The following is a 15,524-nucleotide window of genomic DNA, read 5'->3' as shown; positions in this document are numbered from 1 at the left end:
AGATGAAAAAATCAATAAAAGAAACAGTTTACTTGTCAGAAAATGCAAAAGGTCTTTTTACGAACATAGACTTTGCAGATACTTTCTCCACCACCAATCACAAGCAGTCTATAGATGAAGTAACTAGGTTGATTTTTGGAACTTTTCCTGCTTGGGTGTCTTATTTATTTAGACTGCGAAACTTTATAGTTGGTTTCTTTGGGCTAAAAACGGAAATTCCAGAAGATTATAAAGAGGAGGCGTATGTAAGTTTCTTTAAAGCCTATCAGCAATCAGAAAAAGAGTTGATTGTAGGAGCTGATGACAAACATTTAAATTTTAGAGCCATAATTACGAATACAGGTGCTGCAGTCTATAATATTAAAGTAACGACTTTGGTTGAGTATAACAATACTTTTGGGAAGGTGTATATGACTGTCATAAAACCTTTTCATGTACTTGTGGTAAAGAGAATGGTTGGGCAGGCATATAGTGTTTGAATTAACCGCCTATGTGCCAGTCTTTTGTTGAAGACTTGTAAGTATTAGACTCTCCGAGGCTTAATCCATAATAAACCATGTAGGTTGAGTCTGTTTCTATTTGATAAAAAGCAGGGCTATCCATTTCTTCGACTAGTCCTATTTCAGTTACGTCTTTTGGTAGTCGATTATTAATTTTTTTAAAGGCTTCAACTTTTTCTATAAGCATTTCAGCATATTCATGTCGTTCGTTTTTAAATTCACAACTGTAAAGTCCTGTAAAAAAGATGAGAATAACTACTTTTATTAAATTCATCATTGATTATTAATTAAGAGTTTAGTTGTTAGATAGTTAGTGTGTTGTGTTTTCAATGAATACATGAAGCTTACAGCCTAGAGCTTTTCAATTGACGAATTTTCAACCCCAAACCTGCAAAAAGCAAAGTCATTAACGGGCTTACATAATTAAAAATGGCATACATAAAATAATCTCCGGTAGATACTCCCAAGACCTTTGTTTCATATGCACCACAAGTATTCCAAGGAATTAAAACTGAGGTAACGGTACCACTATCTTCTAACGTTCTACTTAAATTTTCTGGAGCTAGTTTTTTATCTTCATAAGCCTTTTTAAACATTTTTCCGGGTATGGCTATGGCTAAATATTGGTCAGAGGCTACTACGTTTAAACCAATACAGCTAATTACCGTACTAGTAAATAAACCAAATACAGAGGTAAAAGCAGCTAGAATATTTTTAGTAATAGTAGACAAAGCTCCAATACCATCCATAACACCGCCAAAAATCATGGCACTTACAATTAGTAAAACGGTCCAAATCATTCCTTTCATCCCTCCAGAAGAAAACAATTCATTTAGTAAATCATTGTCTGTGGTAATTTGTATGTCTGTTAAAATAGCTGTTTTAATGGTTGTTAAACTAGAATTGGTCAAGGATTGAATCAAATCATTTTGAAAAATAACTGCGAACAAACAAGCCAAACCAATTCCGACGACAAAGGATAGTAAAGGTTTTACCTTAAAAACAATAAGAAGAATTACGAGTAAGGGCACCGTTAGTAGCCATGGACTTAATTTAAAGGTTTTTAAAATAGACGTTTGTATTTCTAATACTTGCGCGTTTTCTTGTAGGTTTACTTCGGGACTTAAAAAAAAGAAAGCAATAAGTGTTATTACCAAAGAAGGAATGGTTGTTAATGATAAATATCGGATATGGGTGTATAAATTAGTTCCACTAATAGCAGAAGCTAAATAAGTAGTATCGCTTAAAGGTGATATTTTATCGCCAAAATAAGAACCAGAGATTACAGCACCAGCTATAATAGCTTTGTCGATGCCTAAAGTAGTACCCACTCCAATTAACGCAATACCCACAGTGGCAGAAGTAGTCCAAGAACTCCCTGTTACCACAGATACCAAAGCCGCAATTAATACCGTACAGGGTAAAAAATAACTGGCAGACAGAAAATCCAATCCATAATGTACCATCATGGGAATAATTCCGCTAATTAACCAGCTACCGGCCAATGCACCCACTAAAAATAGAATTAGAATAGGTATAAAAACACTTTTAAGATTTGCGTACACTGCTTTAGATACAACTTTAATGGGAGTTTGTAACTTAATTCCAATAACTAGTGCCACCAAAGCAGAAAAAACAAGAATGTATTGATTGGAGTAATCTCCTAAAAGGGCTCCATCTGCAAAAAAGATATTATAAGCCAATAGACTAATAAGAGTAATTACTGGTACTAAAGACTGGCTAAAGTTTATCGAAAGGCTTTGCTTAGATGTCATACAGTAAATTTAAATAAAAGGAGTAATTCCATTTAAGCTATAAAATTAAAGTATTTAAGAAGAATAAAAGCTGCTAATTATACATAGAATACGCTTTATTATTACGTCTTAAATGCTTAGTTTTGCGCATGCAACAAAAAGTACTGATTTTAGATTTTGGATCACAGGTTACGCAGCTGATAGCGCGTAGAGTGAGAGAGTTAAACATTTATTGTGAAATCCATCCTTATAACAGCGAAAAATACAATTTTGCTGACTACAAAGCGGTTATTTTATCGGGGTCTCCACATTCTGTAAGAGGAGAAAATGCACCTAAAATAGACCTGTCAGAAGTAAAAGGGAAAAAACCATTATTGGGAATTTGTTACGGTGCACAATACTTAGCTCATTTTTTTGGAGGTGAAGTAGGAGCATCTAACACAAGAGAGTATGGTAGAGCTAATTTATCTTTTGTAGACAATACCTCTCCTTTATTTGATGGTATTGAAAGTGGAAGTCAGGTATGGATGAGTCATTCTGATACGATTTTAAACTTACCAGATAGCTATAAGTGTATTGCTAGCACGCACGATGTAAAGAATGCTGCTTATGCAATTGAAGGGGAAGACACGTATGCAATACAATTTCATCCAGAAGTATACCACTCAACCGATGGTACACAAATATTAAAGAATTTCTTAGTAGGAGTTGCAGATGTAGCTCAGGAATGGACACCAGATAACTTTGTAGATGCTACAGTCGCAGAAATTAAAGCGAAAGTAGGGAACGATAAAGTGGTATTAGGATTGTCTGGAGGTGTAGATTCTACGGTAGCTGCTGTTTTATTAAACAAAGCGATTGGTAAGAATTTATACTGTGTTTTTGTAAACAACGGATTGTTACGTAAGAATGAGTTCAACGGAGTATTAAAACAATACGAAGGAATGGGCTTAAACGTAAAAGGAGTAGATGCATCTGAAAGATTCTTAAATGAATTGGCAGGTTTGTCAGATCCAGAAGCAAAACGTAAAGCGATAGGGAAAGCATTTATTGATGTGTTTGACCAAGAAGCAAACTTAATAGAAGATGTAAAATGGTTGGCACAAGGAACCATTTATCCAGATGTAATTGAATCTGTATCTGCAGATGGAGGACCTTCTGCAACGATTAAATCGCACCACAACGTTGGAGGATTGCCAGACTTTATGAAATTAAAGATTGTTGAGCCTTTGCGTATGATCTTTAAAGATGAGGTTCGTAGAGCTGGAAAATCTATGGGGATTGATCCTGAGTTATTAGGTCGTCACCCTTTCCCAGGACCAGGATTGGCCATTCGTATTTTAGGAGATATTACTGCAGAGAAAGTAGCAATGTTACAAGAGGTTGATGCTATTTTTATCAACGGATTAAAAGAACACGGTTTGTACGATTCAGTTTGGCAAGCAGGAGCAATTTTGTTACCAGTACAGTCAGTAGGAGTAATGGGAGACGAGCGTACGTACGAAAAAGCGGTGGCTTTACGTGCAGTTGAGTCTACAGATGGTATGACTGCCGACTGGGTAGATTTACCATACAAGTTCTTACAAGAGATTTCTAATAAAATTATCAATAATGTTAAAGGTGTTAACAGAGTAGTATACGATATTAGCTCTAAACCACCTGCAACTATTGAGTGGGAATAACATTTTTACGTTGAGTTGTTGATACGTGAAGTCGATGATGCGGTTTTATGTCGATGATCATCAGAATATATTTTAAAATCGTCTAGGATTCATTTCTTAGGCGATTTTTTTGCTTCTAGAAAACATGGATTGATAACGATATTCTATGTTTAAAAAGGTCTTTAAGTATTTTAGTTTATATAACGAATTTTTCTTTTTAACAGGTCACGGGTTAACGTTGTTGCTCTGCTGAATTGGCTTTTTTGTTTTTGTAAACCTCTCATCGTTAAATTTACACATACAATAATGTTAATACTTTTGAGTTTTTTAACCAATGTCAAGATTCATTATTAGCCATAATATTGTAATATTGCTTATCCAAATCAGCAACAAAAATTATGAAAGTGTTTAAGTTACTTTACTTACTGTGTTTTTTAGTGAGTACTTCCATTTTTGCTCAACAGGTTAAAGAATACAAAACGGAAAAGAAGGAGTCTTTAAAAAAGATTGCTAAGAAGTTTAATGTGGATTATGACAAGTTGGTAGCATTAAATCCTGATTTAGGGAAAAAGGTTAAAAAGAATACCGTTGTAAGAATCCCTATAGCTACACCTAAAGTAAAAGTTCCAAGAAATTTACAGCCTATAGATTTTAGACCAGATAGCAGAGATGATTTGGTTTCTGTTCCTCCTAAAAAAGAGTTAACAACCCATAAGGTAGCGGCTAAAGAAACACTGTATGGATTGTCTAAAAAGTACGGAATTTCTATGGCTACTTTAATTCAGATGAATCCTATTTTAGCCAAAGAAGGATTAAAAATTGGGCAAGAGTTAAAAGTACCAGGTGTAAAAACTCAAAAGGCTAATACGGTAGTAGAGAAAAAGATCATTGTAAATAAAATACATCAAGTTAAGCATCAAGAAACATTGTATGGTATTTCTAGATTGTACAGCGTAACGGTAGAAGCTATAAAAAAATCCAATCCTAGTGTGGCTGCAAATGGATTAAAAGAAGGAGAATCTATAGTAATTCCTGTGCAAGAAAAAATTGTAACGCAAGATAGTTTAGGCTATGGTACTCCAAGACAAGCGTTAGGGTTGAATAAAAACATACATGTAGTTGCTAAAGGAGAAACCCTGTATGGAATTGCTAAGGAGCATGGTTTTGCTATTTCTGAATTATTGCGTGTAAATAGTTCTGTGGTAATAGATAGTATAGATGTAGGGACAGTTCTTAACCTTCCGTTTAAGCCAGAGGAAATAAATTTTGTAGAAAGCGATATTTCTCCAATCTACAAGAGTAGCCCAGTTACCTTTAGTTACAATCCTAAAAGAGATAGTATTTTTCAGGTTTTAGAGAGTTTTAATATTTCTATGGATTCGTTAAGCTCTATCAATCCATCATTAGACTCTGTATTGTTTTATGGAGGAGATTTATTGATTGGATTTGACAAAAAGTTCTATTTGTTTAATGAAGGAGAAGAACTAAAAGATTCAATAATTACAGACAAGCCTTTGTCTGTAATGTTAATGTTGCCTTTCCAATTTAAAAAGAACGATACATTATCAGAGTCTCAACTGTTCTCTAGGTCTAATAGTTTGCCTAGTATTGTATCTGATTTTTACCTAGGTGCCGAAATGGCGATTGATTCTTTAGAGCGTCAAGGAGTTCAGATAAAATTAGACGTTGTAGATACGCAAAAGTCGGTAGATTCTTTGCATGCAAAAATAGATGCAATAAGAGCTTTAGAACCAGATGTAATTGTAGGGCCTTTGTATAGCGGAAATGCGATGTATGTAGCGACAAACTTCCCTAGTACACCTGTTTATTATCCGGTGTATTCTAAAAAACAATCGAGTTTTACAGACTACAACCTAATAAAGACGGCAGCAAGCAAAGCAGTACTTAAAGAAGAAATGTTGTCTTTTATAAAAGAACATAGAAAAGACGAGCATTTAATTATAATAGGAGAGAATTTAAGTGCTTTAAAAAGATACAAAAAGACCTTGGCCAAGCAAGATAGTATAGGTGAGGTGTTAGAAGATAATATATCTGTATTGGCATTGTCTAGAGGGTATTTTAGACAAGAAGATTTAATAGATAAAGTAAAACCAAATCAAACCAACTGGGTGTTGATAGCAGGTGACAATAACGTAATTACAAACGATGTTTTTGGAATTGTAAAAGGGTTGTCTAAAGACAAAGATTTGCAGTCTACATTTAGAATTTTATCTTTTGAACGTTTGAGTTTTGTAGATAAGTTGTCTTATTTAGAGTTGGCCAAGCAAAAATATACTTATGCTACTGATTTAATAGAATACGAAAGTTTACTAAATAAGAGTTTTGAAGAAAGTTTTAAAGAGCGAAACAATGCATATCCAAGTAATTACGCACTTAGAGGTTTTGCCGTTACATACGATGCTATTATTAGAGTGTTAAATAATACTCAAAACGCATCAGCAGGAGCTTCTCAACGATTCAATCATGCGTTTTATTACTATAAAAATGGATTCCCATCCAGTGGAAATCAAGCCGTATTTATAAATACAGTAGAGAATACAGAAGAAAACGGGTTAAGAGTGGTGCGATTAAAGTAGTTTCTTAGCAATCTGCTCAATAGAAGAATCAAAAGGAGTGTAGTTAAAAGCTACGCTCTTTTTTATTTTAATTCCGTTGTAGTAACTAGTGCTATGAGAAGATCTGGTTCCGTATTTATTTAATTGTCCATTTACTTTGTAGAAAGTAATAAAGGAAATAAAACTATTTATTCTCCAAGCAATCTCCGTTAGCCATTTGGGAGCGTAAAAACGAGGTGCTTTTACGTTTAATTTAGTGGCAATTAAAGCAAAGAGATCTTTAAAGCTCATGTTTTGATTTACCAAAATAAAGCGTTCGTTTTCTACCGTACTATTCATAAGTAGAATCATAGCGTTCACCACATCTTCTACAGCTACTACGCCAGTGGTTCCTTTGGTGTAAAAAGGGAAACTCTTTTTTATCTTGGTAAATAAACTTCCTGTGTTTACATGCCACATTCCAAAGCCAAAAATAACTCCAGGATTAACAATTACAACCGATAGCCCTTCTTGGGCTCCTCTCCATACTTCTGTTTCTGCTCCGTATTTTGTAATACTGTAATCACTATGGGCTTCTTCAGGATTCCAGTCTGCTTCTTCGTCTATAACTTTTATACCAGGAGTTTTAGACAATGTAGCAATAGAGCTTACAAAGCAAAGTTTTTTAATTCCAAATTCTAAGCAGAGGTTTACGATATTAGCCGTTCCTTCTATGTTTACTTTCCTTAAAAGAGCCTCGTCTTTTGGATTAAAAGAAACAGTGGCTGCTGCGTGGTACACATAGCTAATGTCTTTAAAAGCAATTTCTAGAGAAGGAATATCTGTTATGTCAGCTTTTCTCCAAATAATATTCTGGTAATTAGAGGTGTCTCCGTATAGCTCAAAAATATCAAGTGTGTTTTTCTGATGAGTTTCGTTCCTATAAAGAGCCACTATTTTACTGTGTTCTTTACACAAATTATAAAGTAGGTGAGCACCTACCAAACCTGTTCCTCCAGTTACTAATATCATGTGGTGAAATTAATCAATTTTGGGTAATATTAATTGTTAATTTTGCTTTTCAAAGTTTTTTAGAATGATAAAAAAAGAACTCAGAAGAAAGTACAAGGAATTAAGAAAAGAACTAAGTCTAGATTCCGTTACTGATAAGAGTATAGCAATAGCCAATCAATTGTTAAAATTAGATGTGTGGGAAGGAACCTACTATCATTTGTTTTTAAGTATTGTTTCTCAAAAAGAAATTGATACCGAGCAAGTATTACATATTCTATTTGCCAGAGCCAAGGAAGTCGTGGTTTCTAAGTCTAATTTTGATACGAATACTTTAAGTCATTTTTTGCTAACGGAGAATACTAGCCTAGCGGTTAATTCCTATGGTATTCCAGAGCCAACAAATGGTTTGCCCGTGCCAGAAAATATGATTGATGTGGTTTTTGTTCCCCTATTGGCTTTTGATGAGAAAGGAAATAGAGTGGGCTACGGTAAAGGTTTTTACGATGATTTTTTAGCAAAGTGCAGGCCAGGTGTCCTAAAAATTGGTTTGTCTTTTTTTGAAGCTGAGAAAGAAATTACGGATGTATATAAAGAAGATATTCCATTAGATTTTTGTGTAACCCCAAACCAAGTATATGAGTTTAAGAACTAACGAAGCGATTATTGATAAAACCATTTCTTTTGTAAAAGAACAGTTAGAAAATGCCGAAGGAGGACACGACTGGTTTCATACAGAAAGAGTGTATAAGATCAGTCTTTTGATTGCAGAAAAGGAAGATTGTAACATGCTAGTTGTAGCTTTAGGAGCTTTGTTGCACGATGTGGCAGATTCTAAATTTCATGACGGAGATGAAACTGTTGGTCCAAAGGTGGCGAGAACGTTTTTAGAAAACGAGAACATAGCAACAAATGTTATAGAGTCCGTTATAAAAATAATAGAGAATATTTCTTTTAAAGGAGGAAATCAAAAACAATTGTTTAAGTCTATTGAGTTAGATGTGGTTCAGGATGCAGATAGATTAGATGCTATTGGAGCCATAGGTATTGCCAGAACCTTTAATTACGGTGGTTTTAAAAACAGAGCGCTATACAATCCTGCAATTGAGCCCAATTTACAGATGACAAAAGAAGAGTATAAAAAGTCAACAGCTCCAACAATTAATCATTTTTACGAGAAATTATTGTTGTTAAAAGACAGGATGAATACCAAAACAGGAATAGCGTTGGCAGAAAAAAGACATGCGTTTATGCAGGAGTTTCTAGATAATTTTTACGCAGAATGGGATGGTTTACAGTAGCTTAGTTTGGAAATATTGTTTCTTTTTTGTAACTTAACTTACGAATGGGGTGTCAAAACCCTTATCTTTTTCATAGTAAATCCCTCTTATTGCCCAAGAGTAGTAAGGGGGTATTTCATTTTATTGCGCTTCTAAAAGCAGTAAAATATCTTTCACTACTTGATCTACCTCTTTTTTTTGAGTTCCATCATAAAAACCTCGTATTCTTTTTTGCGTGTCAATCAATACAAATTGTTCTGTGTGTATAAAATCTTGAGCACCACCATCGCCTTCGTCTAACACAGCAAAATAATTTTTACGAGCCAAATTGTAAATCACCTTTTTATCGCCAGTAGTAATATGCCATTTGCCAGAAATAGCTCCGTGAGCCTCAGCGTAGCTTTTTAAAACAGGAACGCTGTCCATAACAGGAGTTACAGAATGCGATAAGAACTTTACCTTAGGGTTATCTTTAAATTTATTTTGCAAATAGGTCATGTTGGTGGTCATAATGGGACATATAGTTCCGCATCGTGTAAAAAAGAAATCGGCTACATATATTTTATCCTCAAAGTTTTTTTCGGTCACCTTTTTACCATTTTGATCCGTTAGCTCAAAAGAGCCAATTACATGATTCTTAGACTTGTTCAATAAGCTTTCGTCTACCAATCTAGGATTGATGTCGATTGGATTATATATTGGCAAAGATTTTGCTTGGTTGTTCAGGTAATACAAATAAGAAATTATAACTACGGACAAAGCACCCATTGCAATAAAGGTGTACTTAGACTTGGCAAAGAATTTGGAATTCATGTCGAAAATTTTGACAAAGTTACAAAGCATTTTTTAGAAACTTTGTCAAAACAAACGAGTACACATAATTAAAATTGTACATTTGTTCGACTTTAAAAAGAATTAGAGATTTACATGGAGAATTTAATTATAGCAGGACAATTTTTGTTGAGTTTATCGTTGTTGATTGTCTTGCATGAATTAGGACATTTTATTCCTGCAAAATTATTTAAAACTAAGGTTGAAAAATTTTATTTATTTTTTGATTACAAGTTTTCTTTGTTTAAGAAAAAGATAGGAGAAACAGTATATGGTATAGGTTGGATTCCTTTAGGAGGGTATGTGAAAATTGCGGGTATGATAGACGAAAGTATGGATACCGAGCAAATGAAACAAGAACCAAAGCCTTGGGAGTTTAGGTCTAAGCCAGCTTGGCAACGTTTGATTATTATGTTAGGAGGGGTAATTGTAAACTTTATCCTAGGATTGCTAATCTACATTATGATTTTTGCTACTTGGGGAGAGAAAAAATTAACCAACGATAGTTACAAAGACGGAATTTTAATTGATAGTGTGTTTAAAACCTATGGATTAAGAGACGGAGACAAGTTCTTAAAAATGGACGGTGAAGAATTGGACGATTTGTCTAAGATTGGAGTGAACTTGTTTTTAAGAGGTGCCAGAAGTTTAGAAGTAGCACATACAGATGGTGTGGTGGAAAAAATAGTTTTTCCAGAGAATATTGCAGACTTAATGTGGGAGACTGGTGCGATAAGAGGACCTATTGTTCCTGTCCATTACCCTGTTATTGATAGTGTATATCCAGATACATCAGCAGAAAAATATGGATTGTTAAAAGGAGATGTTTTAAAGTCCTTTAATGGTAAAGAGATTGTTTACTGGTCTGATTTTATCTCACATTTCTCAGACTACAGCAAAAAGTATGTGAAAAAGAAACCTAATTTATTTGTAAGGTTTTTAAATCTTTTCAAGAAAAAAGAGGAAATTAAATATGATTCTATATCTCTTGTTGTTGAAAGATCTGGTACAGATGTGGATATTACACTTACTCCTTCCAAGTCATTGTTAGGGTTTAGAGTTGCTTCACCTCCGAGAGAGTTAAATGAAGTTAATTATACTTTTGTAGAGTCCATATCAAAGGGGTATGATAAAGCCTATTGGACTTTAAAAGACTACATGGCTCAGTTTAAGTATGTCTTTACTTCAAAAGGGGCTTCAAGTATGGGAGGATTTATTTCCATTGCTAAGATTTTTCCTGAAGAATGGGATTGGCAAAAATTTTGGGCGAACACAGCTTTCTTATCTATTATGTTAGGGTTTATGAACTTATTACCAATTCCGGCATTGGATGGTGGACATGTAGTGTTTACTTTGTATGAAATGATTACCAGAAGAAAACCAAATGATAAAGTATTAGAGTATGCTCAGATTACTGGTTTTGTATTGTTGTTATCATTGTTAGCTTTTGCGAACGGTAATGACTTGGTGAAATTGGTTTCAGGTTGGTTTTAACCTGAACTAGATTTAAAATATGACAAAAAGAGGTGCTTTTCTTGATGAAGAGCACCTCTTTTTTTTATTTAGGAACATGATTTTTTGTTATCTTAAAGCTCGTAAAAAATAAGGTATGATAGAACTTGCGGGAATAATTATTCTTGGGATTATAGCACAGTGGTTGGCTTGGAAATTTAAATTACCAGCAATTTTGCCATTAATTGTAGTAGGAATTGTTGTGGGGCCAGTATCCACGCTTATTACAAGTGATGGAAGTAAATGGATAGAACCTGTTTGGAATGGATCGAGAGGTTTGTTTGCAGGAGAGAGTTTGTTCTATTTTGTGTCCTTAGCCATTAGTATCATACTTTTTGAAGGGGGACTTACTTTAAAAAGGAAAGAGGTGTTAAATGTAGGGTCTGCCATTGTAAAGCTAATTACTATTGGATCCATAGTTACTTTTGTTGGTGCTGGGGTGGCAGTGCATTACTTTTTTCAATTAAGCTGGTCTATATCTTTTCTTTTTTCTTCGTTAATTATTGTAACTGGACCTACTGTAATAGCTCCAATTTTAAGAAACATACGATTAAAAAGAGATGTGTCTGCTGTTTTAAAATGGGAAGGTATTTTAATAGATCCTGTAGGAGCATTGGTAGCCGTTTTGGTATTTGAATTTATAAGCATTGAAAACACCAGTGATTATACGCAGACCGCTTTGGTTGAATTTGGAAAAGTTGTGTTGTTTGGGGTTACTTTTGGATTCACTTTTGCACATGCTCTTAGGCTTGTATTAAAGAAAAAAATGATACCAAGATACTTGCTAAATGTATTTACGTTGGCTTATGTCTTGGGGGTGTTTGTATTGTCAGATTCCTTTGCACACGAATCGGGATTATTGTCTGTGGTAATAATGGGAATGGTGTTAGGGAATATAGATGTTCCTTACATTAAAGAGATTTTAGATTTTAAAGAATCCTTAAGTGTGCTGTTAATCTCTATACTCTTTATACTTCTTTCTGCAAATATGAATGTAGAAGATTTTGATTTGATAAACAATTGGCACACTTTGGCTTTGTTTGGAGTGGTTATTTTGGTAATACGACCTTTAGGAGTATTTATTAGTACCAGAAAATCTAGTTTGCAATTTGCAGAAAAGGTATTTATCAGTTGGGTAGGTCCAAGAGGAATTGTAGCTGCAGGTATTGCTTCGTTATTTGGATTAAAGCTGGTAGCCAATGGAGAAGAAGGGGCAGAGTATATAACACCTTTGGTTTTTGTAATTGTAATGGGAACCGTACTGCTAAATGCAACTACAGCTAGATTTATGGCTAAGATTTTAGGAGTGTATGTAAGATCTTCTAAGGGGATTTTAATTGTTGGAGCTTCTGAGGTGTCTAGAATCATAGCCAAGTATTTATACGACAAAAACAGGTCGGTAATTATAATAGACAATAACGTAGATAAAATAGAATTGGCTAGAAAGATGGGGTTAAATGCAGAGGAGGTAGATGTGTTTAAAGACAATGTAGCCGACGATATTGAATATACAGATGTAGGATATCTATTAGCTTTAACAGGAAGTAAAAAAGTAAATTTACAAGCCATCTATAAATTTAGAAAAAGAGTTACAGAGAAAACGGCATATAGAGTGGTTTCTGAGACCGAGTTAAAGGATGGATTAGACGAAGATGGTAACTTTTTATCAACCCGAGAAGATTTTATTATTTTAAGTGAAATAGTAAGAGAGTACCCTACTATAAACGAAGTAGAGGTGGCTAGTCAGGAAGCGTTTGTAGCAATGAATCAGATGCTAACAGAATCGGAAAACAAGGTGCCCTTGTTTATAGCAGATACATCAGGAGAATTGTACGTAATAGCTGCGGACGAAGTAAAAGTAGAAAAAGGGAAAAGCTATACACTTGTTTATTTAGGTAAGCCGCTGTCTAAAAAGGAATTGGATGAGTTTAATAAAAAATAAATTAGGATTGTGCTAACCTAAATAATAATTGTATATTTGCACACTCAAAATTGATAACGTAGGTCGGGAACCTACAAATATTTATAATTATGCCAGTAAAAATTAGATTACAAAGACACGGTAAAAAAGGAAAACCTTTCTACTACGTAGTAGCTGCAGATTCACGTTCAAAAAGAGATGGTAAATTCTTAGAGAAAATCGGAACTTACAATCCAAACAACAACCCAGCAACTATTGATTTAGATGTTGATGCTGCTGTAAAATGGTTAGATAACGGTGCACAACCAACAGATACTGCTAAAACAATTTTATCTACTAAAGGAGCTTTATTAAAGAAGCACTTATTAGGAGGAGTAAAAAAAGGAGCTTTAACAGAAGAGCAAGCAGAGGAGAAATTCCAAGCATGGTTAACTGCAAAAGAAGCTGCTATCCAAGCTAAAAAAGATGGATTAAGTGCTGAGCAAGCTGCTGAAAAAGCGAAACAATTAGAAGCTGAAAAAGCTGTAAACGAGGCTCGTATTGCTGCTGCTAAAGAAGCAGAAGAAGCATTATTAGCTGAGGCAAAAGCTGCTGAAGAGGCTGCTGCAGGTGAAGAAGCGACTGAGGAAGAAGCAACAGAAGAAGCTGCTGAGTAATTTTTAAATTGCGATTTAGATGCGTAAAGAAGATTGTTTTTATTTAGGCAAAATCGTAAGAAAATACAGCTTTAAGGGAGAGGTAGTTATTAAGTTAGATACCGACGACCCTTCACATTATCAAAATTTGGAATCAGTCTTTGTCGAATACGGCAAAGATTTGATTCCTTTTTTTATTACCGAAAGGTTACTTCAAAAGGGGAATCAGTTGCGTGTGCGTTTTGAGACTGTTGATACAGAACAAGATGCAGATGCTATTATGAATTCAGGAATTTACTTACCACTTGAATTTTTACCCAAATTAAAAGGAAATCAGTTCTATTTCCACGAAATTATAGACTTTACCGTAGAGGATGTTAATTTTGGTACTGTTGGTGTTCTAAAAGGAGTAAACGACAATACTGCACAACCTTTATTTGAAATTTTAAACAACGAAGTTGAGATTTTGATTCCAATGGTCGATGATTTTATCAAAGAAGTGGATAGAAAGAATAAAAAATTAGTGCTAGAAACTCCTCCAGGATTAATTGAGATGTACTTATCTTAAAAAAGCGTAATAGTGTAGAGGCTATATGCTTTAAGCTCTATGCAATATACTATTAAAGGTTTACTTTTTATAACAGTTTTATTGAGTGTTACATACACTTTAGTAGTTTGTCAGTCAAGAGCGAACAGCCTATAGCATAAAGCCTATTGCCAATAGCATAATATAAACAAACATTTGTATTTTCGTTGCATGTTTCGTTTCAAACAATTTTCCATACAACAAGAAAAATCTGCCATGAAAGTGGGGACAGATGGTGTATTGTTAGGAGCTTGGACTCCTGTAGATACTGCCAAAACCATTTTAGATGTTGGTACTGGTACTGGTGTAATTGCCTTAATGTTGGCACAAAGAAATACAGTTGCCAAATTACACGGGGTTGAGATAGAGCAGGAGGCATATAAAGAAGCTCGTTTGAATTTTAAGAATAGTCCTTGGGCTGATAGAATTAGCATAGCGAATGCCTCTTATATAGCCTTTGAGGGTGAGCATAAGTACGATTTAATTGTTTCGAATCCTCCGTACTATACAGATACTTTTAAAGACAAAGATTCTGAAAGAACTTTGGCAAGACATGTAGGAGTGTTAAATTTTAATAGCCTGTTAGAGAAAACAAGTGAATTACTAGCAGATAATGGAGCTTGTTCTTTTGTGGTTCCCTTTAAAGAAGAAGTCAATTTTTTAGCCTTGGCAAAATCTAAAGGTTTGTATCCTAAAAAAATAACCAGAGTAAAAGGAAGAGAGAATGTGCCATTTAAACGAAGCTTGTTGTATTTGGTAAAAGAGAGTTGTACACTTAAAGAGACTGAGTTGGTGATAGAAATTGATAGGCATGTTTATACCAAAGAATATATCGCATTAACAAAATCATTTTATTTAAAAATGTAAATTATGAAGAAGTATATAACTATAGCAGCCTTTAGTGGAGCTATTTCAGTTGGTTTGGGAGCTTTTGGAGCTCATGGATTAAAAAAAGTATTGTCAGAAACTGCATTGAATAGTTTTGAGACCGGAGTTAGATATCAACTAATTCATACTTTGTTATTGTTAGTTGTGGTTGCGATTCCTTTTATAAAAGAAAGTCAGAAAGTAAAAGTTTCTAATTTGATAGTGGCTGGGATTCTATGTTTTTCTGGATCTATCTATTTGCTGTCGCTTGGAGTTGTGCCTGCTAAGTTTCTTTGGTTTGTAACACCGTTTGGAGGTTTGCTGTTGTTGGCTGCTTGGGTGTTACTAGGAATTTATGCCTTAAAACAAAAAAGCGATTCTAACTAAGTTAAAATCGCTTTTGTTGGAGTG

15 protein-coding genes are annotated in these 15,524 nt (G+C 34.3%); 11 read left to right on the top strand and 4 right to left on the bottom strand.

Translation table 11 applies throughout. The annotated features are described in order from the left end of the window. The first annotated feature begins 2 nt into the window (after positions 1-2). Positions 3-479 (top strand): DUF2867 domain-containing protein, encoded by a 477-nt coding sequence (locus ACXHHC_RS05515; protein ID WP_458228648.1) that lies wholly within the window; start codon positions 3-5, stop codon positions 477-479. 1 nt (position 480) lies between these two features. On the opposite strand, the gene ACXHHC_RS05510 is transcribed toward ACXHHC_RS05515, so the two are convergent. Continuing rightward, the gene (locus ACXHHC_RS05510) at positions 481-777 is read right to left on the bottom strand and encodes a hypothetical protein (RefSeq protein WP_458228647.1); all 297 of its coding nucleotides are present in this window, start codon (positions 775-777) and stop codon (positions 481-483) included. A gap of 67 nt (positions 778-844) precedes the next feature. Beyond that, entirely contained in the window at positions 845-2,275 is a 1,431-nt protein-coding gene (nhaC, locus tag ACXHHC_RS05505; RefSeq protein ID WP_458228646.1) for a Na+/H+ antiporter NhaC, read from the bottom strand. 128 nt (positions 2,276-2,403) lie between these two features. On the opposite strand from nhaC, the gene guaA reads away from it, so the two are divergent. Continuing rightward, positions 2,404-3,936 carry a glutamine-hydrolyzing GMP synthase gene (guaA, locus tag ACXHHC_RS05500; RefSeq protein ID WP_458228645.1) on the top strand — a complete coding sequence of 511 codons (1,533 nt, stop codon included), beginning with the start codon at positions 2,404-2,406 and terminating at the stop codon, positions 3,934-3,936. Positions 3,937-4,313: 377 nt separating this feature from the next. Then, positions 4,314-6,512, top strand: a complete 2,199-nt coding sequence (locus tag ACXHHC_RS05495) for an amino acid ABC transporter substrate-binding protein (protein WP_458228644.1) — start codon at positions 4,314-4,316, stop codon at positions 6,510-6,512. On the opposite strand, the gene ACXHHC_RS05490 is transcribed toward ACXHHC_RS05495, so the two are convergent. Next, positions 6,504-7,502, bottom strand: coding sequence for an NAD-dependent epimerase/dehydratase family protein (locus ACXHHC_RS05490; RefSeq protein WP_458228643.1), 999 nt, complete (start codon positions 7,500-7,502; stop codon positions 6,504-6,506). The genes ACXHHC_RS05495 and ACXHHC_RS05490 overlap by 9 nt on opposite strands. 64 nt (positions 7,503-7,566) lie before the next feature. Here ACXHHC_RS05490 and ACXHHC_RS05485 point away from each other — a divergent pair, with 64 nt between their 5' ends. Both ACXHHC_RS05485 and ACXHHC_RS05480 read left to right on the top strand, forming a co-directional pair. Next, positions 7,567-8,136 (top strand): 5-formyltetrahydrofolate cyclo-ligase, encoded by a 570-nt coding sequence (locus tag ACXHHC_RS05485; protein ID WP_458228642.1) that lies wholly within the window; start codon positions 7,567-7,569, stop codon positions 8,134-8,136. Further along, the gene (locus ACXHHC_RS05480) at positions 8,120-8,782 is read left to right on the top strand and encodes an HD domain-containing protein (RefSeq protein WP_458228641.1); all 663 of its coding nucleotides are present in this window, start codon (positions 8,120-8,122) and stop codon (positions 8,780-8,782) included. The genes ACXHHC_RS05485 and ACXHHC_RS05480 overlap by 17 nt, the downstream gene beginning before the upstream one ends. A 120-nt stretch (positions 8,783-8,902) precedes the next feature. Here ACXHHC_RS05480 and ACXHHC_RS05475 read toward each other — a convergent pair whose 3' ends face one another. Then, entirely contained in the window at positions 8,903-9,574 is a 672-nt protein-coding gene (locus ACXHHC_RS05475) for an SCO family protein (protein WP_458228640.1), read from the bottom strand. Positions 9,575-9,688: 114 nt separating this feature from the next. Between ACXHHC_RS05475 and rseP the strand changes: the two genes are divergently transcribed. From rseP to ACXHHC_RS05445, 6 genes are all read left to right on the top strand, one after another. Beyond that, positions 9,689-11,086 (top strand): RIP metalloprotease RseP, encoded by a 1,398-nt coding sequence (gene rseP, locus ACXHHC_RS05470; RefSeq protein WP_458228639.1) that lies wholly within the window; start codon positions 9,689-9,691, stop codon positions 11,084-11,086. Between the two features lie 115 nt (positions 11,087-11,201). Continuing rightward, complete coding sequence (locus ACXHHC_RS05465; protein WP_458228638.1) at positions 11,202-13,046, top strand: cation:proton antiporter; 1,845 nt, start codon at positions 11,202-11,204, stop codon at positions 13,044-13,046. Positions 13,047-13,135: 89 nt separating this feature from the next. Continuing rightward, positions 13,136-13,681 (top strand): 30S ribosomal protein S16, encoded by a 546-nt coding sequence (locus ACXHHC_RS05460; protein ID WP_458228637.1) that lies wholly within the window; start codon positions 13,136-13,138, stop codon positions 13,679-13,681. Between the two features lie 19 nt (positions 13,682-13,700). Then, complete coding sequence (gene rimM / locus ACXHHC_RS05455; protein WP_458228636.1) at positions 13,701-14,228, top strand: ribosome maturation factor RimM; 528 nt, start codon at positions 13,701-13,703, stop codon at positions 14,226-14,228. 189 nt (positions 14,229-14,417) lie between these two features. Beyond that, on the top strand, positions 14,418-15,113 hold the full coding sequence (locus tag ACXHHC_RS05450) for a tRNA1(Val) (adenine(37)-N6)-methyltransferase (protein WP_458228635.1): 696 nt from the start codon (positions 14,418-14,420) through the stop codon (positions 15,111-15,113). A gap of 3 nt (positions 15,114-15,116) precedes the next feature. Beyond that, entirely contained in the window at positions 15,117-15,500 is a 384-nt protein-coding gene (locus ACXHHC_RS05445; protein WP_458228634.1) for a DUF423 domain-containing protein, read from the top strand. The last annotated feature ends 24 nt before the right edge of the window (positions 15,501-15,524 follow it).

The sequence above is a fragment of the Wenyingzhuangia sp. IMCC45574 genome (assembly GCF_054182685.1).
This window is presented reverse-complemented; position numbering and strand designations above follow the sequence as displayed.